Origin of the sequence: Occallatibacter riparius (assembly GCF_025264625.1) — a bacterium.
GTDB lineage: Bacteria > Acidobacteriota > Terriglobia > Terriglobales > Acidobacteriaceae > Telmatobacter > Telmatobacter riparius.
In genome coordinates this window covers 2,960,731-2,986,597 of sequence record NZ_CP093313.1, presented here as the reverse complement: position 1 = coordinate 2,986,597, position 25,867 = coordinate 2,960,731, and the positions used below count along the sequence as shown (strand labels likewise).

Genomic DNA, 25,867 nt, shown 5'->3' with positions numbered 1-25,867 from the left:
TGCACGCCAGCTTAACGATGCGCGGTTCGTCGCCTGCTGACCGCTCACACACCCTACTGTCCGGAATCGAACACTTTTCAGGGCCCCTCTAGCGCTTGGAAGCAGCTATGCTGGTGAGCAACACCTGAGGACACACAGGATGATGCGCTCCCGCGCAATGTACGCCCTCCTCTTCGCCTCAACCGTCGTAGTCGCGCAGACCGCCGCCCCCGCCGGCGGATCCCTCAAGCGTCACTATCAGGAAGGTCAAACTCTGACCTACCGCATGACTGCCGTCAACGACGGCTGGCGCTACACCGCCGAGGCATCCGGCGTCACAAAGAAGACTCCAGCCGGCGCGTTCGTCGAGGAGTTTCGCTGGACCGGCATGACTTCCGACGGAAAGCAGCTTGCTCTCTCGCCCGCGATGGCCGCATTCCGGCAAACGGTATCGCTTGACCCCTCGTGGATGCCCGGCGGCCCCAGCCTGGCGAACGCCGATTCCAAAATGGTCGGCCCGATCACCGACCTCTTCACCTTCTACGTGGACCTCTGGCTGATCAATAAGATTGGATTCCTGCACCGCGCCGGCGATCACTTCCACGTACCGAATCCCCAACCTGCCTCATGGGCGGACGGAACCCGGGTCATACTCGGCAAGGACCACATAGACTTCGACCTGAACATTCAATCGGTCCATGAGGCGAGCCACACTGCCGTGGTCCTAGTTCGCCACGTTCCGCCGGCTCATCCAAATCTGGAGTTCCCCGCCGAGTGGATGAAGGCGCCCGTCGTTGACACTCCCAACAACTGGGTCGAAGTCACCAGGACGGATGATGGCAAATATGAAGCGGCCGCGGGCAAGGAGACCTTCGACGTCACCCTGACCGTCAGCACGGAGGACGGCAGAATCCTCTCCGGCGTGATGGAAAATCCCGTTATCACCAGCGGCCGGCTGTGCGACGATGCCGCGCTGACGAAATGCGGGCCCGCTCAGCCGCAGATAATCCGCCGCCACATAGAAATAGTGCTGGAACGCTAAAACGCGCGGCCCAAACCCCATAGCTAGGGATTCGGCGCCGCGCATCTCGCTCTATCTTCGATCCGACAGGCACAACTACTTGGTCGCGTCGACCACAGGGATCATGCTCGCCAACTGCACCTCGATCACCAGGTCGAGCCGCCGATCGATCTGATACCAAAGAGCCGTCTTCTTGGGCGAAACCACCTTCTCGAAGTTCCCGACATACTTGTCGCGCAGGTCGATCAACTGCTTTTGGATGGCTGCCGACTTCTTCATCAAATCGTCGGCGGTGCTGTCTGACATCGCGTCGTAATTCGTCGCGTACGACTTCATCAGCTCCCAGCGCGCATCATTGATCTTCATCGTTTCCTGGATGTACTGGTCATAGATGGGCCAGAACTTGGTGGCCTCATCCCCCGTCAGCACCATGTTTGCCGCCATCACTTGCTTCCGCTGGTCCTGAATCTCCTGCCGGATCTGCTGAATCGTAACCTCGACATTCTTCGCCGCGTCCCCGGAGCTTTGCGCCGCCTGCGCTGAAATCCGAACGTTACCCGCGATCACAACAGCCGCTAAAATGCCCCAACCCAACGTCTTCTTCAACATCCTTTTCTCCTTCAATGCAGTCCTCCGCGCTGAGTGGTCAGGGACCACCGGTGCGTAGCAATCGCTATGCATGCAGCTATTCCAGAGCTTGTAAGAGAAAAGGTATTGGCCTCGCTCGACCCGAGAAACTGGCAGAACTGCTAGCCCGCTTCCTGCGACGGTCAGACACGCGCTCCCACCTGCCCGCGAAATGCCCTTCCGGCCGCATCGGCTGCGCGCATCGCCTCAACTACCGCCCCCACGGACACCGGCACCGGCTCGTTGTGAATAGTCTCGCCTGGCGCGGTGGCCCGCTTCGCGATGATTTCGAGAGTCTCCTCAGCCGGGCCGCCAATGCCGATGTCGGCAAATGTGGTCGGCAGGCCCACGCTGTTTGCGAACGCCAGCACTTCGTTAATGACGGGCTCAGCTTGCGATTCGAGCATCAATTGCGCGACCAGGCCAAACGCAACCTTCTCCCCGTGCATGTAGCTGTGCGTTCCAGCCGCCGTCGTGAGTCCGTTGTGAATGGCGTGCGCGGCGGCCAGTCCGGACGACTCGAAGCCCAATCCGGAAAGCAGCGTATTCGCCTCAACGAGGCGTTCCAGAGCCTCATTCGGTACTTGGCGGCGCAGCGCCTCAATCGCCGCCACTCCATCGGCCAGGAGCGTCTCGTAGCAAAGTTCAGCCAGAGCTAGTGCGCTGCGCGTCGAGGCGCCGCCACGCATGTTTCTCGCTCCGGTTTCCGCGCAGGCCTTCGCCTCGAACCATGTCGCCAGCGCGTCTCCCATACCAGCCACCAGCAACCGCACCGGGCTCTTCGCGATAACCTCCGTATCCACCAGCACAAGATCGGGATTGCGCCGGTAGATGCGGTACTCTTCCCACGCTCCCGCTTCTGTATACACGACGGATAGCGCACTGCACGGCGCATCGCTCGATGCCAGCGTCGGACAATTCACGACCGGCATCGAGAGATCCGCGGCAATTGCCCGCGCCGTATCCAGCACCTTGCCGCCGCCTGCGCCGATCACGACCCGGGCACCGATCGCACGCGCAGCCTCATCCCCGCGCATGATCTCCACCGCGGTGCATTCGCCCGAAAAGGGAAACACTTCGTACCGTATTCCGGCGGCGGCGAGCGTCTCAGCCCACGTCTGCGAGAGCAGCCGTATAGCGCTGCGTCCCGCCACGATGAGCGCCGGGCCCTCCAGCCCCAGGTTTAGAATCTCGGGGCCCAGTTGCTCCGTCGCGTTCGGACCCTGCGTATAACGAGCGGGAGCGCAAAACACCTTAAGCATCGGATCACCTGCCTCTTGCCTGCTCTGTTTTCTTCCCTGTCCTATTCCCGCTCAACCGCCATCGCCACCGCGTTTCCGCCACCCAGGCACAGCGCTGCAACGCCGCGCTTCTTATCCAGACGCTCCATCGCATAAAGCAGCTTGACCAGCACCGCCGCGCCACTGGCCCCGATGGGATGCCCCATGGCCACGGCGCCTCCGTCCACGTTCACCTTTGCCGGATCGAGACCCAAGTCGCGGATCACCGCAAGTGCCTGCACGCTGAACGCTTCGTTCAGTTCAAACAAATCCACTGAATCGAGTTCCCAGCCGACTTTCGGCATCAGCTTCTTCACCGCATCGATAGGCGCCAGCCCAAACCACTCCGGCTCTCGGCCCGCTGTCACCTGCCCGCGAACAGCAGCCATCGGCCTCGGCCCCCATGCCTTCGCTGCCTCCGCACTCATCACCACCACGGCCGCCGCGCCGTCGCTCACTCCTGGAGCATTGCCGGCTGTCACCGTTCCACCCTCTTTGAATGCCGGCTTCAGCTTGGCCAGGATCTCCACCGTTGTCTCGGGCCGGATCGCCTCGTCCTTGTCGAAAATTCGCGGGGCCTCACCCTTCTTCGCTGCCGGAATTTCGACCGGCACAATCTGATCGCGGAACAGCCCCTCCGTCGTGGCCTTGGCTGCTTTCTGGTGCGAACCCGCCGCGAACGCGTCCTGCTCTTCGCGCGTGATGCCGTACTTTTCCGCGATCATCTCCGCGCCCACGCCCATGTGGAACCCGCGATATGCCTCCCAGAGGCCATCGTTCACCATCGCGTCCACCATTGTTCCGTTGCCCATCCGATACCCGGTCCGCGCCTGCGGCAGAAGGTAAGGCGCATTCGACATCGATTCCATGCCACCGCCCACCATAATCTCGGCGTCTCCGCCCGCTACAGCCTGCGCGCACAGCGCCACAGCCCGCAGGCCCGATCCGCAGACCTGGTTCACAGTCAGCGCGGCCGACTCCGGCGGAAGGCCGCCGTGGATCGCCGCCTGCCGTGCTGGATTCTGCCCCACGCCCGCCTGCAGGACGCACCCCATGATGCTCTCTTCCACGTTCGCTGGATCGATGCCCGCGCGCCGCACGGCTTCACGCACCGCAATGGCGCCCAGCTTCGGCGACGTGAACCCGGAAAGCGAACCCTGAAACTTCCCAATCGGCGTACGCACTGCGGAAACAATCACTGCTTCTTTCATCACCAACCTCCCGGTCGCCCCGCAGGCTATTATCTACCGGCCTACTGCCTGCGTGCCCCGGTTTTGACCCCGTCGAATCGCCCCTTGTCTGTGCTTGTTGAAACCCTGTACATTGACCTTGCGTTGAGCCGCGCATATATGTAGCAATAATCAGCGCGGCCGGTTGAACCCTTGCAGTGCTTCCCTGCCCTGAGGCACGGTTTTCCAATCACAGTCCAGAGAGCTGGAGTTGTGTCCGATGCGCAGGCTGATCATCCTGGGATTTGCCGTTTTCGCCGCACTGCCGGCTTGGGCAGCGCATCGGGTCAGCGTCAGCCAGCTTGAGCAGACCCTCGCCGCCGACGCAACCAAACACCGCAACGATTTCGACATCGCACGCCAGCTCAGCGACCTCCAACTCTCGGAGCGACTCACCGCTCACACGAAGGACCGCTTGATTTCCAGCTACGCTCTGGAAGCGCACGCCGCCCTGGCGCTCGAATTGCTGGCCGACGAATCCGCCGTGCTGGACCCGCCGCGCAACGAACTACCCGCAACTGCGACCCCCGACGCGGCTACCCAAAAGCGAATCCTGGCGGCGGCGCAGGCATATGTCGTGGAGACAATTCCGCGGCTGCCAAACTTCTTCGCGACCCGCAGCACCGTGCGTTTCGACGATTCTGCCCAGGTAGTACGCGAAGGCGAGTGGCCCATTCGCGCCGGATTTCATCTCATCGGCAACGCCTCGCGCACCGTTACCATGCGCGACGGGCAGGAAGTAACCGATTCCCCGCAACAGGCAGCGGCCAGGCCGGAACAGATCATGGGCCTTCACTCCTTTGGAGAATTCGGTCCCATCCTGGCACGCACACTCGCCGACCTTGCCAGAGGCAAAATCCAGTTCAGTCACTGGGAAGGGTCGCCGCTGGGTGTCGCGGCGGTATTTCACTACTCCGTTCCTCGCCATGAGTCGCACTACCGCGTGCACTACTGCTGCCTGATGAACCAGGAATTTCAGGGCGGCCCCAGCTATCGCAACCGCAACCTGCCGCGCTACCACTCGGCCGACCAGAACCCGGTCGAAACCAGCGTGGGCAACCCCTACGACGCTACGCCCGCGTATCACGGGACGCTCGCCATCGAGCCCGCCAGCGGCGCGATCGTACGACTGACGCTGGATGCGGAGCTTGATCCGGAGAACGCGATCACCCGCGCCTCCACCGTGGTGGAGTACGCCCGCGTCGTGATCGGCGACCAGCCTTTTATTTGTCCGGTGCGAAGCCTCGCCATCTCTTCGCAGCAGGGTCCGCCTCCCGCAGGCGAAGGCCTGCCACGCATGCCGGTCCTCGCGATCAACGAGACCTCATTCACGCAGTACCACCGGCTCGGGTCGTCGGCGCGCCTCATCGCCTCTGCCGCTGTACCGGACGCCGCCGCGGCAGGCGCTGCTGTGAGTTCGCCGCAGCCGGTCACCGATGCAGGCGGCACAGCCGTGCAGAAATCCGCAGAGGTGACCGAGTCCTCAACGCCATCCGCTGCCGTTGCGAACGCCGATCCAGCACAGCCGGCCAGCGATCCTCCTGCCAGGAGCCAGTCCACAGTCGTGGTGGAGCGCGCCAGTGCGGTTTCGATTGATCCCGCAAGTGCGCCCGCTTCGTCTGAACCTGAGATCAGCATGTCTGACCCCGGTCCTCTGCCCGACGTACCCGCGGCCCACACGGCAATGACCGCGGAAGCGCTCGCTCGCACGGTGTGTGCCAACCTGATCGCCCTCGACAAAAAGGGCCACCCGGTCACGGATCTCAAGGCTGAAGATATTGAACTGCTGGATGTCGGAAGAAAGCAGGAAATCCTGCTGTCATCGCCGGCAAATGGGGCCGCGCAGTCCACAGCCGAAGGAGCGGTCGCCAGCCGCACGTTTTCGAACGGCAGTCCCGATGCATCGAGAACGAGCGCCGCCAGCGGACACGTCTTTTCGGCAGGCACCATTTTGCTGATCGACGAGACTCACGTCACCTCGGACGATCTTGCCTGGGTACGGGGTCAGATCCTGAAGTTTATGTCGTCGCTCCCGACGGACGAGCGCGTGGGGCTTTACACGATGACCGGGGCGGAGTTCCAGCCCCTGCTCGAATTGACCAGCGACCACTCCGAAGCGGCTGGGAAAATCGGCGCGCTCCTCGCTGTCGCGCACAATGAACCTTCCGCCGCCGCCGTGCACAATAGTGCCGCTTCTGACGCCGATTCGCCCGCCGCGCCATTCATCGCTCTCGATCAGGTCGCGCGACACCTCGCCTCCATCCCCGGGCACAAGAATCTGGCATGGTTCCTGAGCGAGCGGGCATCGGCCGCGAATGCCAGGAAGGAGAACCCGGCCCCCGACCCGCGTCTCTTCCAGGCGCTCGCCCTTCACGGCCAGGATTCCCTGAACGAGGCGCAGGTGTCCGTCTTTCCTGTGAACCTTGCCCAGACGGTTACAGGTTCGACGGCCGACTTGGCGTCTTCCAGTCTCGATCTCGCCGCCGCGGCAGGTGCCACAGCCAATGCGGCGGCCTCTGCCGGTCCAGCCGGTGGATCGGGAAGCGTAAGTCAGTCCCGCCCCGGTTCCGGAATCACCCAGATGCAGTCGCAGGATGGTCTGGAGTCGGGAGGGGTAGAAGGCGCAATCCGTGAATTGGCAGAGGGAACCGGTGGCCATGCAATTCCCCGCTCGGCTGACCTCGACGAGGCTCTTATCGCGATGGCTCGAGAGGGCCGGTCGGCCTACCAGTTGAGATTCGTCCCGCAGGACCAACCTGACGGCCGGTTCCATTCAATTACGCTCCGGCTGACCAGCCGCCGCGGCATCACGCTTCGGTCCAGAACCGGCTACCTGAGTGAGCAGGAACCGCCAACGCTGAAGGAACGGTTCCAGGCCACGGTATGGCGCCCCAATGATGCAACAGGCATCGCGCTCAGCGCCGCCGTCGCAGACGCGTCCTCCTCCGGCAACACCATCCACCTGAATATAGCCGCGTCGGACCTCGGTATGGAGCAGCAGACCGGCCGCTGGATGGATAAAGTCGACGTCTTCCTCATACAGCGCGACGACTCTGGCATGCGCAGCCATGTCGATAGCCAGGCGCTGGTGATGAACCTGAAGCCGGAAACCTACCAGAAGTCCATGAGCGCCGGCATTCCCTTCGACTATCCCCTTGAGCTGCAGCCGGGCATGTCCTCCGTGCGCATCGTGGTGGTCGACAACAACTCCGGCCGCATCGGCTCGGTGACCATTCCCTCCTCGGCCCTGCAGCCGGGCGGCCAGGCCCAAGTGCACACTCCGCGAGCAAAAACCCCGTAACCGCTTTACAATGGCGCGGTCCAATCTTTTGCGGAGAATCGACCCATGAAACGAGTGTTGTGTCTTGCGCTATTCTTGTCACTTTCGGCCTCCGCCTGGTCTGCGCCCAGGAAGATCACCGTGGCTCAACTCCAGGAAATGCTCCAGTCCATGCATAAGGACAACAAGGACGACGGCGAGGTTGCCCTCGCTCTCAAGCAGGTTCAATTGACCGAGCAGCTTACGCGGCCGGTGATGAACAGCTTCGCCGATGCGGTTCCCGGGCAGCAGACGACAGAACAGATGTACGTTCTCGAGGCTCGCAGCGCTATGCTTCCGACGCCTGCGGCCGACCAGCCCAAAACCGCAGCTCTGGATGCCGCCGCGCAACAAGCCCTGCTCGCCAAGACGGCGACCTACGCCTCCACAACCTACCAACAGTTGCCCAGCCTCTCAGCAACGCGCACAACTCTGCGCTTCCAGGACAATGTCGAATCGCTCGGACAGAGCTCCGGCCAGACAGGCAGTGCGAAAACGATGACGGGTAGTTCCATCAGCGGTGTCAGCCCATTCAACTATGTGCGTTATATCGAAGCGAATGACGTCAGCATCGGAATGGATCACGGCGTCGAACGGCTGCCGGCCGACAAGGCCAGTTGGGGACCGAACAAGCGTATCCAGCTGATGGAACCTTACCCTGGCCTCTCTCAGGTCTTTCAGGAAGCCAAGGACGCCGGCACGATCAAGTGGTCGCGCTGGGAGATGATCAACGACAAACCCGTCGCCGTCTTCTCCTTCCAGGTTCCCAAGAAGAAAGGGCACGTGCCCCTCACTGTCTGCTGCTTCCCGTCGCTCGACTCGGCCGGTATCGCGAACTTCTCCAATTCATCGGGCATCGGCGGCGCTGGACGCGCAACCGGTGGCGGCGGCAACTTCCAGACCAACACCAACTGGCAGCCTTATAAGCAAAAAGATCTGCCCTATCACGGCGAGTTCTTCATCGATCCCGATACGGGCGTCGTCGTCCGCATGGTCACGCAGATGGAACCCAAAACCACCGATGTGGTTCACCAGGCTGACATCCGCACGGATTACGGCCCGGTGACCATTGGCGACAAAAGCCTGATTCTGCCGGTCCGCGCGTTTGTCGTTACAGAGATCGTCGTAAACGGCGAAGCGGGTGCCGGCGGATACGCCGAGCGCAACACGATGTTTACGGCGGACTATAAGAACTATCAACCGGCCGGCAAGTAATTAGCGAAAAAGTGGAAGCCCCGTTGCGGGCTTCCATCTGACCCGCGTCGCCGCCTATAGCTTATCCTCGTGCCATGATGCACGCGCTCCTCAGCGACATGTTCCATCTGCAGCTTCCCATCCTCGAGAAGCTGCTTCGCCCTGTCCTGGTCTATCTCACGCTGATCGTGCTGGTGCGCGTGTTCGGAAAGCGCGAGCTTGCCCAGTTGAATCCGTTCGATCTGATCGTGCTGCTCTCGCTGTCAAACACCGTTCAGAACGCGATCATTGGCGACGACAACTCGGTAACCGGCGGGGTCATCGGCGCATTCGGCCTGCTCACCATCAACTGGCTGGTGGTCCGTACGCTCTACAAAGCGCCGCGCCTCAACCGCATGCTCGAGGGCCGCTCCACCGTGCTGGTCAATGATGGCAAAGTCGACAGGAAAGCCATGGAGCACGAGCGCCTCACCCGCGAAGAATTGATGGAAATCATCCACCGCCAGGGCTTCGAACACCTGCACGAGGTCGGCCGAGTCGTGCTCGAACCGAACGGGACCTTCTATGTTGAGGCCCTCGAGCCCTCGCGTACCGATAACCAGCACCGCGATCTGATCACCCGCCTCGATGCCCTCACCGGCGAAATCTCTGCCCTGCGCGCACGCCTCGACGAAGGCTCCTGAAAAATACCCGACATAGCTTCACCATTCCCCTTGCGGATACATCCGTAACGGATATATATTGTGCCTATGGGAAGCGTTTCAGCACCCGCCCCGCTCACGCCCGCCGTATTCGCCATCCTGCTCTCCCTCGCTGAAGGTGACAAGCACGGCTACGCCATCATGAAGGAGGCGCGCACGCCGCAGGGTGGCGGCGTTGCCATGGGCCCCGGCACGCTCTACGGTACGCTCGACCGCCTCATCCGCGACGGTCTGGTGGAGGAGTCTGGCCTGTCCGACGACGAGCGCCGGCGCTACTACCGGCTCAAAGCACAGGGCCGCACCGCTCTTGCTGCTGAACTCGCGCGCCTTGATGCCGCGGTCGCCTCGGCGCGCTCGCAAGGCCTGTTGCCGCACCGGAGCCGCTCATGACCGCCGGTCGCCTCGAGACTTTCTACGCATGCGCGCTGCGGCTCTATCCGGCCGCCTTTCGCGAGGACTATGCCGACCCGATGCTGCGGTCCTTCCGGGACGCGCTCGCTGACAACTCCATCCCCCACCGCACGCTGATTCCGCTTGTATTCAGGGACCTTGTGACTTCGCTGATCAAGGAGCACTTCGCCATGCTGCGTGAAACGTATTCCCGACCCGTCCTCTTGTTCAACGCTTTGGTTCTCGCCGGAATTTCCAGCGTGCTCGCCTTGGCCCTCTATCTCATTCCACAGCAGGTGCTCCGCAACGGCGCCAATGATCCGCAGGTCGAACTGGCGACGAATCTCGCCGCGCGCCTCGAATTGCAGGGAATCACAGCAGGGCTGCAGCAGGGCGCTATGGATAGCAAGGGCGGGTTAGTGGACATGACGCGCAGCCTGTCGCCCTTCCTGATCGTGTATGACGATCAGGGCCGCGCGCTCAGCTCAAACGCGCAACTCAATGGCCAGATACCTGTGCCGCCCAAAGGAATATTCGACTACGTGCGGACCCACGGCGAGGAACGCGTGACGTGGCGGCCGGCCGATGGTGTACGGGTCGCTGCTGTAGTGGAGCGCGTCAACGGCGCTCAGCCCGGCTTCGTACTCGCCGCCCGTTCGCTTCGCGAAGTGCAGGCAAATATCCAGCACATTCGGAACCTGGCATGCCTCACCTGGCTCGGCATGCTCGCCCTCATCGCCGTCGGCACCATCGCGCTTGGCTCCATGACGCGGGAGAAACTCAAGGGAACAACGGTCTGACGTTCTACCTCAATCAGCGCCGCAGCCCCGTAACTCGTCACGGGCTCTCAGCATGGGATTAATCTTCCAGAGTCGCGAAGCACGTCACTGCACATCTCGTCGATCAACTACGCCTGACGCAGCAGGCACAGGCGATCCTGCAAGCATCGCCTTTCCACAAATGGCGCCGAAGGCGCAGCTGCTTGGACGGCAGGTCCCGCCGAAGGCGCGCCCGCCTGTAGCGCCAGCTACTCCCACTCAATTGTGCCGGGTGGCTTCGACGTGATGTCGTAAACCACGCGATTGATCCCGCGCACCTCGTTCACGATGCGGCTGGAAATCCTCTTGAGCACTTCATAAGGCAGCGGAGTCCAATCAGCCGTCATGCCGTCTTCCGAGTGCACTGCGCGAATCGCTGCGGTGTAGGCGTAGGTGCGCTGGTCGCCCATGACGCCGACACTCATCACCGGAAGCAGTACCGCGAAGCTCTGCCAGATCTTCGTATAGAGCCCTGCAGCCTTGATCTCGGCGACAACGATGTCGTCGGCCTCCTGCAGCAGCGCCACCCTGTCCGGCGTGATTTCGCCGAGGATGCGCACCGCAAGCCCCGGCCCGGGGAACGGTTGCCGCCCGAGGATGTCTTCCGGCATGCCCATGTCGCGGCCGATGCGGCGAACCTCATCCTTGAACAGATCGCGCAGCGGCTCGATCAGCTTGAGCTTCATCGTCTCCGGCAGGCCGCCGACGTTGTGGTGGCTCTTGATCGTCTGGCTCGGGCCCTTCACGCTGCTCGACTCGATTACGTCGGGATAGAGCGTCCCCTGCACCAGCCAGTCCACGCCGCCCGTCTCCTGCGAGATGCGGTGCGCCTCATCGTCGAAGACCGCGATGAACTCGTTGCCGATGATTTTTCTTTTCTTCTCGGGATCTGTCACCCCAGCCAGCTTCGAGAGGAATCGCTCACTCGCGTCAACAGCAACAAGGTTCAGCCCGAGCTTGTCGCGCAGATTTTCCTGCACCTTCTGGAATTCGTTCTTGCGCAGCACGCCGTTGTTGACGAAGACGCATGTGAGCTGCTTGCCGATGGCCTTGTGCACCAGCACCGCCGCTACCGACGAATCCACGCCGCCTGACAGCGCGCAGATCACGTGACCAGTACCTACCTTCTCGCGAATTGCAGTCACAGTCGTCTCGACGAAGTGTGCCGGCGTCCAGTCGCCCTTTGCTCCACAGATGCCGAAGACAAAGTTCTTCAGGAGTTGTGGTCCGAGCGGCGTGTGGTGCACTTCCGGATGGAACTGCACGGCCCAGATGCGGCGCTCCTCGTTCGCAATGCCGGCGAGCGCATTCGATGTAACCGCGGTCCTGCGGAACCCCGTGGGCAGCTCCAGCGCCTCGTCACCATGGCTCATCCAAACCTGCAGCGATGCAGGCAGTTCCTTGAACAGCGGAGTTGAGCCGTCCTCGATCGACACTTCCGCATGCCCGTACTCGCGCTTCGATGCCGAGCGCACCTTGCCGCCCAGGTGGTGCACGATGAACTGCAGCCCATAGCAAATGCCGAGGGTCGGCACGCCAAGTTCAAGCAGCTTGGGATCTGCCGCGGGCGCGTCGATGTCGTACACAGACGAGGGGCCGCCCGACAGGATCACGCCGATGGGCTTGTAAGCCTGAATCTCAGAGAGCGGCGCCGTGCAGGGCACCACGGCCGAAAAGACGTTCAGCTCGCGTATACGCCGCGCAATGAGCTGGGTATACTGCGAGCCGAAATCAAGGATAACGATGGTTTGGGTGTCCACGTTTCATTCTATCGTGCGCCGCCGCAGCCGCGGCAGCAAAACCGCCCGCACACCCTGTTCGTACTCGCGCTGTGAACTACGAACTGTGAACTATGAACTGCTTCACTTGCCTTCCAGCACCGACCCCTGCCCCTTGTAGACCACGCCTGCCTTCATCACGAACTTCACATCCTGCAGCACGCGCACGTCGTCCACCGGATTCTTCTCGATGGCGATGATGTCGGCCCATTTGCCCGGCTCCAATGTGCCGGTCTTCGCAGTCAGGCCCATCAGGTCAGCCGCGTTGATCGTGGTCGACTGCAGCGCAGCCAGCGGAGTCATGCCGAGCTGGTTCACATAGACATCCAGCTCATGTGCGTTCAGCCCGTGCGGATACACCGCCGAGTCCGTCCCCAATGCAATCTTCACGCCTGCCTGCATGGCGCGCTTGATATTCGCCTTCGCCACTGCGCTCACGTCCAGCATCTTCTGGTGATAGAACGCCGGCAGCTTGCCCTTCTCGATCATCCAGTCTTCCAGGTAGAGCGTCGGCACCAGGTACGTGCCATCCTTCTTCATCTCCGCAATAGCCGCGTCGTCGATGTAGCTGCCGTGCTCGATCGAATCCACGCCTGCCTTCGCAGCCCACAGAATTCCCTGCGCCCCATGCGCGTGCGCCGCGACCTTGCGGCCCAGCCGGTGTGCATCGGCAACAATTGCCTGCATCTCTTCCAGCGTGTACTGCGAAGCCTGCGGATCGTCGCCCTTCGAGAGCACGCCGCCAGTGGCGCAAATCTTGATCAGGTCCGCACCATACTTGATGTTCTGCCTTACCTTGTGCTGCACCTCGGCGATGCCGTCGGCAACGCCGTCGCCCACCTGGTGATACTCAATTGGCAGCAGATTGTCGTCGCAGTGGCCGCCGGTGATCCCCAGCGGCGGGCCGCTCACCAGCATGTGCGGACCCGGCACCTGCCCGCCATTGATCGCGTCGCGCAGGTCCACATCGGTAAAGCCCCCCGCGCCCACGTTGCGAACCGTCGTAAATCCCGCCAGCAGCGTAGTCCTCGCATTCACCACGCCGTTGATGGCCTCCTTCGCGTTGGTCGAAGTCAGCTCGTGATACGTGTCGAAGTCGGGATTGCCGGTCAAGTGCGTATGCACGTCGATCATCCCCGGCATCACCGTCATTCCGCCCAGGTCGATCACCGTATCGCCGGGCTGCTGCGTTTCGGAGGCGCTCGGCCTGATCGACAGAATCGTGTCGCCGACCACCACAATGGTCTGCGCATCGCTCAGTTTGCCGGTCTTCACATCGAGCACGTGGCCGGCCCGCACCAGCGTACGTTTGGCAGCCGCGGCCTGACCCCGCATGCTAAGGGGCGTCGTGGCGGCAAGGGCTGTCACCAAAAGAACTGTCGCAGGTGTGCGCAGAATGCTCATCCGGTCGTCTCCGAAAGCGAGGAATGGGTTGGGAAGTCGCAAACGGAGTGTAACAAACGGCATTGACCTGTCGCCGCATTCCTGCCCCCAAAAACAGCGAGGCGCAGCTTTCGCTGCACCTCGTTCAGTTACCTCGTGGTGCCCACGCCGTGCCCTCCCCCAGAACCCGGCACGAGACACCCCACGAGGCCCGACTGAATGATCCACATTAAAACGAGGGGAACCACCCTCGGAAATAGCACCAACGATGCAGGCTATCAAACCGGAACGTCACACATCCCGGAGTTACCTCGAGTCCGGCTCTCATGGCACACAAGTGGAATGGAGATTGCGCCGAACGCTGCGTACTCTCTCGGACAGCTATTACTCCTAATTTTTGTCGGGCTCAAAATGATTTACGACCGTCGCTACGGAGTCGCAAAGAGAAAACAACGCCTGAAAATAGGTGACTGGGTCCGATCAAAAGGCGGCCCCATAATGACCATTCTCGAGATCAGTGCCGCAGGCGCACGCTGCCAATGGCTGAACGGCAGAAGACTGGAGTGCGGTTGGTTCCATCCATCAGAGCTTGAACTATCAAACGCGAGCACTGAATTGAACCAACCCACCCACAGGCAGATCGTGCCCGCCGATTCATCCTTGCACTCTTCTCGCCAGCATGCAGACAGCCTTTGCCGAACGCTTCCCGGCATGGAAAAGCAATACTCCAACTCGATCGACCCCGCTTTGTTTGAACTCAGGCGCATAGTTCTCCTTCAGCTAGCCGCGCTACGCGTCGATCACAGGTCGAACCAGGGACAGACCGGCGACCAGGAGCGGATGGGCTGACTCGCCACGGCGCAAAAACCGCGGATAAACCGGACCAAACCGCTCGACCTCTCTCTCCCACGCCGCGCCCTGGTTCGCGACACCAACCTTCAGCGGTTGCCATTGCGTCCTGTCCGACGATCCACGCGTCCTCATTAAGGTGGTAGGCTTTGGGCGATGGTCGGCCCGTGCGTTGATGCCGTCGTCTAACGGGTTTGGCGGACGTGCACGCCGCAGCCTGCTCGGATATCTCGATAGAAAAGGACTTCAAAAAGATGAAGACTGCTCCTTTTGCGCTCGCGCTTTTGGCGGCCGTGGGAACTGCTGTAGCCCAGGCGCAAGCCCCCTCCCAGAGCCAGGACGAGAAACCTGCTCCTCCGGCCGAAACCAAAAGCTTCGACGCGTCGGCCATCGACAAAACAGCCGATCCCTGCACCGACTTCTACCAGTACGCCTGCGGCAATTGGATCAAGAACAATCCCATCCCCGCAGACCAGGTGCGCTGGGGCAGCTTCAACATGCTGGCCGAGCGCAACCGTTACCTGCTCTGGAAGGAACTCGACGCCGCTGCCAACAATCCCAAAACGCCGCTGCAGAAGAAATACGGCGACTACTACGCCGCCTGCATGAACACCGACCTCATCGATCAGAAAGGCATTGAGCCGCTGAAGTCGCCGCTCGACCAAATCGCTGCGCTGAAGTCCACGAAGGACATCGCCACGGTTGTAAGCGCGCTTGAGAAGCAGGGCGACGGCGTGCCGCTGTTCCGCTTTGGCGTGCAGCAGGACCAGAAGGACTCGACGAAGCAGATTGCGGGCGTGATGCAGGCCGGCCTCTCGCTGCCTGACCGCGACTACTACCTGGTCGACAACAAGCGCTTCAACACCATCCGCGACCAGTACCGCGCGCACGTGACCAAGATGTTCACGCTCGCCGGCGACTCCCCCGATCAGGCGGCGAAGGAAGCCGACGCCGTGATCGCCATCGAGACCGCGCTGGCCAAAGTCTCCACGCCCCGCGTCGACCTGCGCGACCCCGAGAAGCGCTACCACATCTACACCGTTGCCGACTTCCAGAAGCTCACGCCCGACTTCGACTTCAGCGTCTACTTCAAAGACATCGATGTTAGGCACTTCGACACGCTCAACGTCGCCACGCCTGACTTCTTCAAAGGCCTGAACGAGCAGATCGCCTCACAGCCCATCGATGCCTGGAAGAGCTATCTGCGCTGGCACACCATTCACAGCACCGCGTCCGAGCTCCCCAAGAGCTTCCGCGACGAGAACTTCGAGTTCTTCGGCAAGACGCTGGCCGGGCAGAAGGAACAGACGCCGCGCTGGAAGCAGTGCACCGCGCAGACCGACCGCGCGCTCGGCGAAGCCGTTGGCCAGGACTGGGTCAAGGAGAACTTCCCGCCCAAGGCCAAGGCCAGCATGGATAAGCTGGTGGCCGCTCTCGACAAAGCTCTGGCCGACGACATCAAAACGCTGCCCTGGATGAGCGACGAGACCAAGAAGGCCGCCGAGGCCAAGCTCGAGCTTTATCGCAACAAGATCGGCTACCCCGAGAAATGGCGTGATTATTCAGCCCTGACAGTAAAGCGCGACGACGCGCTCGGCAACGCGCGCCGCACCGATGTGTTCGACCGCAACTACAACCTGAACAAGCTGGGCAAGCCCGTCGACGAGAAGGAGTGGGGCATGACTCCTCCCACCGTCAACGCCTACTACAGCCCGTCGAACAACGACATCAACTTCCCCGCCGGCATTCTGCAGCCACCGTTCTTCGATCCCAACATCGATCCGGCCGTCAACTTCGGCGGCATCGGCGTGGTCATCGGACACGAAATGACACACGGCTTCGACGACCAGGGCTCAAAGTACGATGGCCACGGCAACCTGCGCGAGTGGCAGACCGCCGACGATCGCCAAAAGTTCAACGAGCGCACCGATTGCGAAGTCAAGGAGTACAACGGCTTTGAGACGGCGCCCGCGCACGACGGCATAGCCGCACAGAATCTCAACGGCAAGCTCACCCTGGGCGAGAACACCGCCGACAACGGCGGCCTCCGCATCGCCTACATGGCCCTGCTCGATACGCTCGCGCAGGACGGCAAGTCCATCGACGACAAGATCGACGGCTACACCGAGGCGCAGCGCTTCTTCATCGGCTTTGCGCAGGTGTGGTGCTCCAACCAGACCGAGCAGTCAGCCCGCCAGCTTGCGCTGACCGATCCGCACTCGCCGGGCAAGTGGCGCACCAACGGCAGCGTGCAGAACTTCGACGGATTCGCCAAGGCCTGGAACTGCAAGAAGGGTCAGCCAATGTATCCGGAGAACGCCTGCCGGGTCTGGTAGCCAGTTTCAACTACGGGTGGGAGCGATAGCGCCCACCCGTTTTCTCTTTCGAAACTGCCACACATCCCCGCTCAGTGCCACATATTGTTGGTAATCGAGTGGTTATTCATGCTTATATTAGGCAGCGTTTTCCTGGGATGAACACCGGCGCTGATCGCGCACATCCCATCCCCGATCTCGCTTTTTCCCTTGTTCCCTTCAGTTTCGCGGGCCCGCAGAGGAAGGAGTGTTCACAAATGGAAGAATTCCTGTCTGAACTGCTGAAGGCCAGACCCGACACCCTCTTGATAGCCGGTGGTCTCCTCCTCTTGCTCCTGGCCATCGCAGGAAACATCTCCGACAAGATCAAGGCTGGCAAGCACGGGCGGATCGCAGCAGGGCTCATCGGTCCCGTATTGTTAATCGCCGGTTTGTCAATGCACGTGGGACATGCCCAGAAACGGTCACCTGCTGACACCTCGCAGGCCGCTCGAGACGGAGGCCAGATGACAGGGGTTGAAGCTGCTGAAAAGACCAGCGGCCAAAAGCCCGCACGGACGCCCTCAAACAACGGAACAACAGAGAACTGCACATCTGTTGCGGACACCTGCAAACAGGGCTATGTCTGGCGCGAAGCCGGCCCTTCCGATCACGTGTGCGTGACCCCCGCCGTGCGCGAGCAGAGTCAAAACGAAAATGCGCTAGGTGCCTCGCGGCGCAGCCCCGGCGGAGGCGCTTATGGGGCCGACACTTGTCTGCAGGGATACGTGTGGAGGGAAGCCTTCCCCGGTGATCACGTCTGCGTAGAGCCGGATGCAAAGGTCCGGGCAGCCAGGCAGAACAGCTTGGCGGGAACACACAACGCATGCTCCTAGCGCCTCGGCTGAGCGGCAATCCGCCGCACCGCAGGCGCCCTCAGCAATTCTGATATTTCCAGTTCCGCTGCTTGCCTTCCGCGATCCACTCCACCGCCTGCGCAATCCGCTTATCCCGCGTCTCTTCGCGCTTGGCATCGGCAATCCACTCGATGTACTCCCGCTTGCAACTCGGGCTGAAGGCCTCAAAGACCTTCGCGGCGCCCTTGTTCTTCTTGAGCGCCGCGGCAAACTCCGGTCCCATCTCCACCTGCGCCTTCGGTGCCTTTACCACCTTGTTGCGTCCCGCCATCGGGCTCGTATACGTCCCATCATCGACAAAACTGGCTGCCTGCCGAATCCATCCCAGCATCTGCTTGTCTGATGGAAGGTCCTTCACGCTCGCGATGCGGCCCAGCGTACCCATGCCCTCGCCGCTCACGACGCCCGCCTCCGCCAGTACCGCCGCAATCTCCTTACCCCAGAAGCCGAAGCTGCAGTGCTCCTTGAAGGCTGCCATGTTGGCCAGAATCGCGCCCTTGTAGACAAAGAACGGCATGCTCCACTTGATGGCCTCTTCCACATCGGGACAGCCCTTGTGCATCAGCTTGCGCAAGTGTTCGAGAATCGGCTGCGCAAACGGCTTCGCCTTCTCAATGTATGCGTCGACCTTCGGGTTCATGCTCTCGCCTGCCATGCAATCGCTCCTCGTTTTGGTCCGCAGTGTATCAGCCTTTCACTAGTGATGTTGCCGTCGCCGCCGCGTCTAAGCCCCAGAATTAAACTTCGCTTCAACCCTGGAGCTCTAACGGTGGTCATCTCCTCAGGAAGACTCTTGGTATTTGCATTCTTAGCGCTATCGCTTGCCTCTCCGCCAATCTCAGCAGCCACGCCATCCTTCACCATTACCGGAACCGACGTGAAGATCTCCGGTCAAGGCACCGCATCCACAACGTTCACCGTGAAATCCACCAATGGTTTCGCCGGAAAAGTAGGCGCCTATTGCCTGGGGCCGAACCCCAATCTCCTGCCCGATTACGTGCTCGCGCAGTGCAATCACCCCACGCAGAACGTCATGGTTCCCTCGGGAGGCTCCGTCACCGGAACCATCGAGTTTTATCCGCCGTGGACAGCTCAACCCGGGCCAACCTCGGCCATGCAGGCAAAGTCACAGTCCTCGCGGCACCCCTCCTCGCCGCTCATGGCTGGAGCGTTCCTGGGCTTTGGGCTGTTGGGCCTGCGCCTCCGCAGATACCGGCTCAGCACCCTCACCGCCATCAGCGTCGCGCCCGCTCTTTGGCTCTCCACCGGGTTGACAGGTTGCGGCGGAAATCCCGGCTTGGCGATGACGCCCGGCAAGTACACCTACACTCTTCACGCAGCCACACCACCCGATGTAAGGCCCGCAATCAGCACCACGGCCAATATCAACGTGACGGTGAACTGCGATTCGTGCCCCTAGCGCTGCAAGCCGCAGGTCCGCTTGCGCAAATCAGTTGACTTTCCGCAACCGGCCCCGTCCAAAACACGATTGCGCCTGACAGATCAGCAAGTTCAGCCTTGACGGGCGCAGATGACAACTCTGCACTTTTTCGGAATGCCCGCGCTGTACGGCATTTCTGCACGCCAACCCGGTAAACTAGGCACAAACTACCCTCGGCTTTTACAATTCAGCAGGGACCCATCCCAACCCAGCACTGCTGCGGAACGCACCCACTTGGCGGCGTACGCCCGGCCAGGATGAAGGAATCGCATGAAGTTTAGGAAATTCGGCAAGGCCCTTTTGATGAGCGCCCTCTCTGTTGGCGCCGTCCTCAGCCTTTCGTCTTGCGTCCAGAGTTATACCGTCGGCTTCCTCTATGTAACCGGTAACCAGACCTCCGGATCAACCGGCCAGGGCGTCATCAGCGGGTTCAAGATTGATCACAACACCGGCCAGCTGAGACCGGTGAATGGAATGCCGGTCGCCTCAGGCGGCTCCAATCCGGTGCGTGCCATTCTGCTGCAGGGTTCCCGGTTCGTCTATGTCCTGAATAAAGGACGCGACGCCAATGGAGGTGCAGACTGCACCTCCGCCGGTTCTCCGTGCGCAGGTGCCAACGTCACCCTCTTTTCCGTCGGCGGCAATGGTTCACTGAGCCCTCAGCCGCAGACATTCACCAGCCAGGGCAACAATCCCTTGCGCATGATCGCGGATGCCTCCGGCACCTACGTTTTCGTTCTCGATCACGATGCTCCCGACAGCGGCAAGGGGACTTCGAATTCCTGCTCGCTCGCGCTTGGGCCGAACGTGACTACCTGCGGCGACATCACCGTGTTCAAGGTTGACTCCACCACAGGCCGGCTCAGCCTGGTCCTGAATTCGCAGGTTTCTTCGGCGGCCGGACAGCCCCTGCCGTATTTCCCTGTCCCAGTCAATCCTGTCGACTTCGTCATCTCCGGCAGCTACGTGCTGACCCTTACCGACAATCCGTCGGTCGGCAATCTGGTCTTCCCGTACAACTACTCGCAGGCCACCGGCCAGCTCACGATCAGCCAGAACGGCCCGCAGCCCCTGAACATCAACAAGGCGACCGCAATCCAGTCGGGCAACGGATCCATCTACGTTCTCGATAACGAGCCAATCACCTACTCCGGCGGAATCTTTGGAAGCGGCTCTGCTCCCAGCCAGATCCTGCCTTACACCGTCGGCAGCGGCGGCGCCCTTCAGGCGCAGAGTGGCGGCGCGGTTCCGGTCGATGCCACACAGTCGAACCCCCTGTTCCTCCTGGTTGAGTCCAAGGGTAAGTGGGCCTACGTGGCGAACACCGGCAACAGTGCCGACCCGAACAACGCCCAGAGCGGCCTGACAGGCTACGTGATCGACAACTCGACCAAGCAGTTGACCCCCATGTCGGGCAGCCCGTTCGGCGCTGGAGCTGGTCCGCAGTGCCTGGTTGAGGATCCGTCGAATCAGTTCGTCTATACGGCCGGCTTCAATGATTCAGCGGTTAGCGGCCGCGTGCTCGACCAGAACTCAGGCGTACTGAACCTGCTGCCCGGAAAGGCCAACAAGGCGTACGCGCTTCCTGGCCCGGCCACCTACTGCTTGGTCAACGGACGCACCAGCTAGTCGGCTCTGCGCCCCATCCGGCGTAAGCCGGACGGACCGCCTCAACAGGATCTCGAATCGCGATCCTGCAATTAGAACCCCTCTGCCGGACGAGTACCTGGCGTGCTCGTCCGGCAAAATGCAAACCCGGTTTCTCTGCGGACGAAAGATGCCAATGAAGTTCAACAAATCGGGCCAGTTGTTGCTGGTCGCCGCGGCCAGCCTCGGAGTGGCCTCCCTGCTGACGGCCTGTGACCAGTTCACCGGCTCGCTTACCGTCGACTTCGTCTATGTCACCAGCGCAAGAGCGGCCGGCCCGAACCAATACGGCGAAGTCGATGTCTTCGAAATCAACCAGGAGTCAGGCCGCATGCGCCAGATTCCCACATCGCCGTTCCCGTCAGGCGGACGCAATCCCGTGGCCGAAGCCACCCACCCCGACGAGAAAACGCTGTATGTAGTAAACCGCGACGACAACACCATCGTTCAGTTCGCAATCGGCACCGACGGCAAGCTTTATCCGCAAAACACCGTGAACACCCCCGGTATCTTCCCGGTAGCCACAGCCGTTGCCGGCACGAACCTGTTCGTTGCCGATACGTACGAGCCCCTCCCCACCTGCTCGCCTGCCTCGCCCTGCACGGGCTCGGTCGCTGCATGGCCCATCAAAGCCGATGACTCCCTGGATCGCCAGAACCCATTCGCCAACACTGACCTCGGTACCAACTACTGGCCGCTGATCGTTCCCGGCAGCAAATCCGATATCGTTCTCCCGGTCGCCATCGCGGCCACTAGCTCAGAGATTTACGTGGCTGCCTACGATACGACGGCGAATGCCGGTTATGTCTTCGCTTTTGCGGTAGGCAGCAACTCGCTTACGCCTCTGAACGGCGGCGTGCCCACTCCCGCGGGGATTCATCCATCCGCGATTACTGCCGATCCGTCTGGCTCGCACCTGTATGTCACAGATCAGACTAGTGGCAACGTTCACGGCTTCAGCATTTCCGGAGGAGCGCTCACGCCGATCGCCGGCAGCCCGTTTGTCACCGGCAATGCCCCTTCGGCCATCGTTGTCGACAAGACCGGGAAGCTGGCCTACGTGGCAAACTCGTCCGACTCCACCATCAGCGGATTCACGATCGCGGCCAACGGCGCTCTCGCCAGCAGCGGTACGTTCCCGTCTGACACTCAGCCCGTTGCCATCGGCATCGATCCAGCAATGAACCAGTATCTTTTCACGGCGAACTTCCTGGCGAACACGGTGTCCGGATACCAGATCAATGCCGGCTCCGGAGCGTTGCTCAACTCGCAATTCTCGCCGTACACGGCAAACGCCAACCCAACGGCCGTAGCAGCCGTCTCGCACGCCACGGTCTCGAAGAAGTAATGCAGTGAAAACGGGCAGCAGCCCGAGAGATTCCACCGGAACGGGTGCGCATCGCCCGGCCGGCAAGTAGCAACAGCCCATAGCGGACTTTACAATCCCTATGGAAAACTAAAACAGAGTTCTCATGGGGCTTTTTCCTTGGGTTCTCCGGCAACAGAAATTCGCAGCCGGGGTTACCCGTAACGGCCCGCGACGAAGGAAGCGCATGAAGTTCAGCAAATCATCGGGCCAGCTCTTGCTGGTCGCTCTGATCGGCCTCGTGGTGGCCTCCCTGCTCTCAGCCTGCCAGCTGGTAACAATTGACTATCTTTATGTCGCCGGCACCTACAGCAATACCCAGGGCACCAATGGCGCCATCCAGGTCTTCGCTGTCGATTCGCAATCCGGCGCGATACGCTTTGCCGCAGGCACGGAGAAGACCCCCTTCCTGACCGGCGGCCAGACTCCCGTCGCCATGGCCGTGAGCTCCGATGAGGCCAATCTCTACGTCGCCGTGGCCGATAACAACACCGTGGTTCACTACACCATCGCTTCGAACGGCGTGCTCACCAAGAAGGACAGTGTTACGCTCGCCGATCCGCCCACGGCTCTGGCCGTGAACCAGGCGAACTCGTTCCTCTACGTGCTTTCGGGAACCACGACGTCGACCCTGACCGCCTATTCCATCAAGGGCGGCGCAATCGGATCGGCCACCGAGCAGCACCAGCTGATTATCCCCGGCTACGCAGGCGATGTCACAGTGCCCACCGCCGTGGCCGTGCTGCCCAACAACAGCGCCGTGTTCGCCAGCGTGTATGACCAGTCGTCTTACAATCCCGGCGGCACCATCACCAGCGCCGCGCACCCGGGCTGGGTCTTCTCTTTCGGAGCTGATTCGTCGGGCGCTCTCACGCCGGCGAACGGCAACGCGTTCCAGGCGGGTGTGAAGCCCACCGGCGTGGCCGTCGATCCCACCAACCGCTTCGTCTACGTGACCGACTATGCGTCGAATCAGCTCATCGGCTACGGCATCACCGACAACACCAAGCTGAACTTCCTCATCAGCGGTCCTTACAAGACCGGCGCCGAGCCCAGTGCCGTCACCGTTGATCCGCGCGGCAAGTACATCTACGTCTCCAACTCGCTCGACTCCACGGTTTCGGCGTACGCCATCGATCTCGCCACCGGTATCCCCTCCATCGTCATCAACACCACCGGCAGCCAGTTGAACGCGTCTGACACCCAGCCCGTCGCCGTCGCAGTCGATCCCGCCCTGGGACGCTACGTATACACGTCCAACTTCCTCGGCAACTCGGTCAGCGGCTTCCGCCTGAATCCCAATACCGGCGCTCTCGCGCAGACGCAGGCAACGCCCTATCCGTCTCTGTCGAAGCCGCGCGCCATCGCCATCATCTCGCACGGCAACCACTCGCTGCAGAACACCACGCCGTAAACAGCACCCAATCGACTCAAGCAAAAAGCCCAGCCAATCGGCTGGGCTTTTCATTTGTCCCTATTCCCTACTCCCTACTCCCTTGCCCCTTTGTACCTGTTGCCTGGTCCCTGGTCCCTGCATTACCCGCGCAAACGTTTTACCAAAGGCGATTCGCCGCATATACTGGCTCGTTCCGACAATCCATGGGAGATACGCATGTCTGTCCGAGCCCGCTTGATCCTTTCTGGCCTTTTTGCCCTGGCCGCCCTCTTTTCGATTCCAGCCCGCGCCGCCGCCCCCGCGCACGACCAGTTCAAGGTCGCCGTCTACATCCCGGTCTTCCAGGTGGAGCGGATGATGAAAGACCCCGCGTACATGAAAGAATCGTGGGCTGAGCTCTCCAGCCAGGTGCGGGTCGACAAGGTCTACATCGAGACCTACCGCAGCGGCACAGTCACCAGCGACGCCGCGCTCGAAAACGCCAAGGCCTTCTTCAAGTCGCAGGGCGTGGAGACAGCCGGCGGCATCGCCTACGTAGGCGCGGGCGACAACGCCGGCTCCGATTCGCCCGATGCCGGCGGCGAAGGCCAGTTCATCTCCATGTGCTACACCGACCCCAGGCAGCGCGACTTGGTCAAGCAGGTAGCCGAGCAGGCCGCCCGCCACTTCGACGAAATCATGCTCGATGACTTCTTCTTCTCCAACACCAAGCGGGATTCCGACATCTCCGCTCGTGGCTCGCAGTCCTGGACCGCTTTCCGCCTCAAGCTCATGGCCGATGTCTCGCGTGACCTCGTCCTCGGCCCGGCGCGCGCCGTCAATCCCAAAGCGAAGGTCATCATCAAGTTCCCCAACTGGTATGAGCACTTCCCTGCCAACGGCTACGACCTCGATGTAGAGCCCAAGCTCTATGACGGCATCTATACGGGCACCGAGACGCGCGACCCCGAAGACAATGATCAGCACCTGCAGCAGTACGAAAGCTACGAGATCGTCCGCTACTTCGACAATGTCGCCGCGGACTCCAAGAAGGGAACGAACGGCGGCGGCTGGGTCGACACATACGACTCCCGCACCATCGACCGCTACGCCGAGCAGCTCTGGGACACCATGCTCGCCAAGGCTCCCCAGATCATGCTCTTTCAATACAGCGACATGATCCAGCCGGCCTTCATCGGCGACCGAAGCTGGGGCAGCCAACCCACCACCTTCACCACTGCCGGCCTCGACAAATGGCGCTCCGCAACCGGCGTCACCGGCAAACCCACGTTCGCCTCCGCAGCCGGATATGCCCTCAACGAAGTGAACGCCGTGTTGGGCAAGCTCGGCAAACCCGTAGGCATCGCCAGCTACAAGCCCTATCAATCCACGGGCGAAGACTTCCTCCAGAATTACCTGGGCATGATCGGCATCCCCATCGAGATCCGCCCCACATTCCCCAGCGCCACGGAAGCCCACACCGTTCTGCTTACCGAGCAGGCGAAAGCCGACCCCCAGATCGTCAGCAAGATCCGCAAGCATCTTGAAGAGGGCGGCAACGTCGTCATCACGGCGAATCTTTTGAAAGCTCTTGAGGGCCATGGCTCCGGCGGACCGGACAGCATCGAAAGCATCGCCGAGCTGCACTACACCGGCAACGTGCTCCGCATCGATCACTGGTGGAGCGGCTACGGCGCTGGCGCGGGTTTCAGCCTGGGCGATGCCACCGGCATCCTGATCCCTGAAATCCAGTTCCAGACCAATGACGCGTGGCCCATCGTGCGCGGCACCGCGAGCGGTCGCGGCGCCCCCATCCTGCTGATGGACAAGTTCTCGAAGGGAATCCTCTACGTCCTCACCGTCCCCGAGAACGCCAGCGACCTCTATGCCCTACCGCAGCCCGTCCTGGCGCAGCTTCGCCAGTACCTCATGGTCGGCTTCCCTGTTGTACCGGATGCCCCCGCCAAGGTCAGCCTCTTCGCCTATGACAACTCGAGCTTCGTAGTCGAATCGTTTCTCGACGCGCCGCAGACCGTAACCGTGTCAGCCGCCGGAAGGACCGCGCATCTCCGCAACATCGCCACGGGCGCGGTCATCGACGGCAAGCCCATGACCGCTCCCTCCCATCGCCGCGCCCCGGAGCGGACTCAGTTCACCTTCACCGTCCAGCCGCACAGCTTTGTGGCGTTTGCCCTCGAATAAAGACAGCTGCGGGCGCCAGCCATCTACCAGGCCGGCGCCCGCGCAATCACAGGCCCC

General features: G+C 61.6%; 20 protein-coding genes. 14 read left to right on the top strand and 6 right to left on the bottom strand.

Going from position 1 to position 25,867, the window contains the following annotated elements; genetic code table 11:
- Positions 1-139: 139 nt before the first annotated feature.
- The gene (locus MOP44_RS12080) at positions 140-1,021 is read left to right on the top strand and encodes a hypothetical protein (protein WP_260796287.1); all 882 of its coding nucleotides are present in this window, start codon (positions 140-142) and stop codon (positions 1,019-1,021) included.
- Positions 1,022-1,096: 75 nt separating this feature from the next.
- On the opposite strand, the gene MOP44_RS12075 is transcribed toward MOP44_RS12080, so the two are convergent.
- From MOP44_RS12075 to MOP44_RS12065, 3 genes are all read right to left on the bottom strand, one after another.
- Positions 1,097-1,609 carry a hypothetical protein gene (locus MOP44_RS12075; RefSeq protein WP_260796286.1) on the bottom strand — a complete coding sequence of 171 codons (513 nt, stop codon included), beginning with the start codon at positions 1,607-1,609 and terminating at the stop codon, positions 1,097-1,099.
- A 161-nt stretch (positions 1,610-1,770) separates the two neighbouring features.
- Positions 1,771-2,889: a glycerol dehydrogenase gene (locus tag MOP44_RS12070; RefSeq protein WP_260796285.1), complete on the bottom strand. Its 1,119-nt coding sequence runs from the start codon at positions 2,887-2,889 to the stop codon at positions 1,771-1,773.
- Between the two features lie 41 nt (positions 2,890-2,930).
- Positions 2,931-4,118, bottom strand: coding sequence for a thiolase family protein (locus MOP44_RS12065; protein ID WP_260796284.1), 1,188 nt, complete (start codon positions 4,116-4,118; stop codon positions 2,931-2,933).
- A 238-nt stretch (positions 4,119-4,356) separates the two neighbouring features.
- Here MOP44_RS12065 and MOP44_RS12060 point away from each other — a divergent pair, with 238 nt between their 5' ends.
- The 5 genes from MOP44_RS12060 to MOP44_RS12040 all read left to right on the top strand — a co-directional run bounded on the left by MOP44_RS12060 (position 4,357) and on the right by MOP44_RS12040 (position 10,540).
- Entirely contained in the window at positions 4,357-7,437 is a 3,081-nt protein-coding gene (locus tag MOP44_RS12060; protein ID WP_260796283.1) for a VWA domain-containing protein, read from the top strand.
- Positions 7,438-7,557: 120 nt separating this feature from the next.
- Positions 7,558-8,670 carry a hypothetical protein gene (locus MOP44_RS12055; protein WP_260796282.1) on the top strand — a complete coding sequence of 371 codons (1,113 nt, stop codon included), beginning with the start codon at positions 7,558-7,560 and terminating at the stop codon, positions 8,668-8,670.
- Between the two features lie 74 nt (positions 8,671-8,744).
- The gene (locus MOP44_RS12050; RefSeq protein WP_260796281.1) at positions 8,745-9,332 is read left to right on the top strand and encodes a DUF421 domain-containing protein; all 588 of its coding nucleotides are present in this window, start codon (positions 8,745-8,747) and stop codon (positions 9,330-9,332) included.
- A gap of 66 nt (positions 9,333-9,398) precedes the next feature.
- Complete coding sequence (locus MOP44_RS12045) at positions 9,399-9,740, top strand: PadR family transcriptional regulator (protein ID WP_260796640.1); 342 nt, start codon at positions 9,399-9,401, stop codon at positions 9,738-9,740.
- Positions 9,737-10,540, top strand: a complete 804-nt coding sequence (locus MOP44_RS12040; protein ID WP_260796280.1) for a hypothetical protein — start codon at positions 9,737-9,739, stop codon at positions 10,538-10,540. The genes MOP44_RS12045 and MOP44_RS12040 overlap by 4 nt, the downstream gene beginning before the upstream one ends.
- A gap of 227 nt (positions 10,541-10,767) precedes the next feature.
- Here MOP44_RS12040 and guaA read toward each other — a convergent pair whose 3' ends face one another.
- Both guaA and MOP44_RS12030 read right to left on the bottom strand, forming a co-directional pair.
- On the bottom strand, positions 10,768-12,318 hold the full coding sequence (gene guaA / locus MOP44_RS12035) for a glutamine-hydrolyzing GMP synthase (protein ID WP_260796279.1): 1,551 nt from the start codon (positions 12,316-12,318) through the stop codon (positions 10,768-10,770).
- A gap of 102 nt (positions 12,319-12,420) precedes the next feature.
- Complete coding sequence (locus tag MOP44_RS12030; protein WP_260796278.1) at positions 12,421-13,740, bottom strand: metal-dependent hydrolase family protein; 1,320 nt, start codon at positions 13,738-13,740, stop codon at positions 12,421-12,423.
- Positions 13,741-14,061: 321 nt separating this feature from the next.
- Between MOP44_RS12030 and MOP44_RS12025 the strand changes: the two genes are divergently transcribed.
- From MOP44_RS12025 to MOP44_RS12015, 3 genes are all read left to right on the top strand, one after another.
- A complete protein-coding gene (locus tag MOP44_RS12025; protein ID WP_260796277.1) occupies positions 14,062-14,568 on the top strand; it encodes a hypothetical protein in 507 nt (168 codons plus the stop codon).
- Between the two features lie 254 nt (positions 14,569-14,822).
- Complete coding sequence (locus tag MOP44_RS12020) at positions 14,823-16,904, top strand: M13 family metallopeptidase (protein ID WP_260796276.1); 2,082 nt, start codon at positions 14,823-14,825, stop codon at positions 16,902-16,904.
- Positions 16,905-17,140: 236 nt separating this feature from the next.
- Positions 17,141-17,758, top strand: coding sequence for a hypothetical protein (locus MOP44_RS12015; RefSeq protein ID WP_260796275.1), 618 nt, complete (start codon positions 17,141-17,143; stop codon positions 17,756-17,758).
- 40 nt (positions 17,759-17,798) lie between these two features.
- On the opposite strand, the gene MOP44_RS12010 is transcribed toward MOP44_RS12015, so the two are convergent.
- On the bottom strand, positions 17,799-18,434 hold the full coding sequence (locus MOP44_RS12010) for a YdeI/OmpD-associated family protein (protein ID WP_260796274.1): 636 nt from the start codon (positions 18,432-18,434) through the stop codon (positions 17,799-17,801).
- A 138-nt stretch (positions 18,435-18,572) separates the two neighbouring features.
- On the opposite strand from MOP44_RS12010, the gene MOP44_RS12005 reads away from it, so the two are divergent.
- The 5 genes from MOP44_RS12005 to MOP44_RS11985 all read left to right on the top strand — a co-directional run bounded on the left by MOP44_RS12005 (position 18,573) and on the right by MOP44_RS11985 (position 25,810).
- Entirely contained in the window at positions 18,573-19,199 is a 627-nt protein-coding gene (locus tag MOP44_RS12005; protein WP_260796273.1) for a hypothetical protein, read from the top strand.
- A 291-nt stretch (positions 19,200-19,490) separates the two neighbouring features.
- Positions 19,491-20,849, top strand: a complete 1,359-nt coding sequence (locus MOP44_RS12000) for a lactonase family protein (RefSeq protein ID WP_260796272.1) — start codon at positions 19,491-19,493, stop codon at positions 20,847-20,849.
- A 154-nt stretch (positions 20,850-21,003) separates the two neighbouring features.
- The gene (locus tag MOP44_RS11995; RefSeq protein ID WP_260796271.1) at positions 21,004-22,215 is read left to right on the top strand and encodes a lactonase family protein; all 1,212 of its coding nucleotides are present in this window, start codon (positions 21,004-21,006) and stop codon (positions 22,213-22,215) included.
- Positions 22,216-22,420: 205 nt separating this feature from the next.
- Positions 22,421-23,647 carry a beta-propeller fold lactonase family protein gene (locus tag MOP44_RS11990; RefSeq protein ID WP_260796270.1) on the top strand — a complete coding sequence of 409 codons (1,227 nt, stop codon included), beginning with the start codon at positions 22,421-22,423 and terminating at the stop codon, positions 23,645-23,647.
- 198 nt (positions 23,648-23,845) lie between these two features.
- Positions 23,846-25,810 carry a hypothetical protein gene (locus MOP44_RS11985; RefSeq protein WP_260796269.1) on the top strand — a complete coding sequence of 655 codons (1,965 nt, stop codon included), beginning with the start codon at positions 23,846-23,848 and terminating at the stop codon, positions 25,808-25,810.
- Positions 25,811-25,867 lie beyond the last annotated feature (57 nt).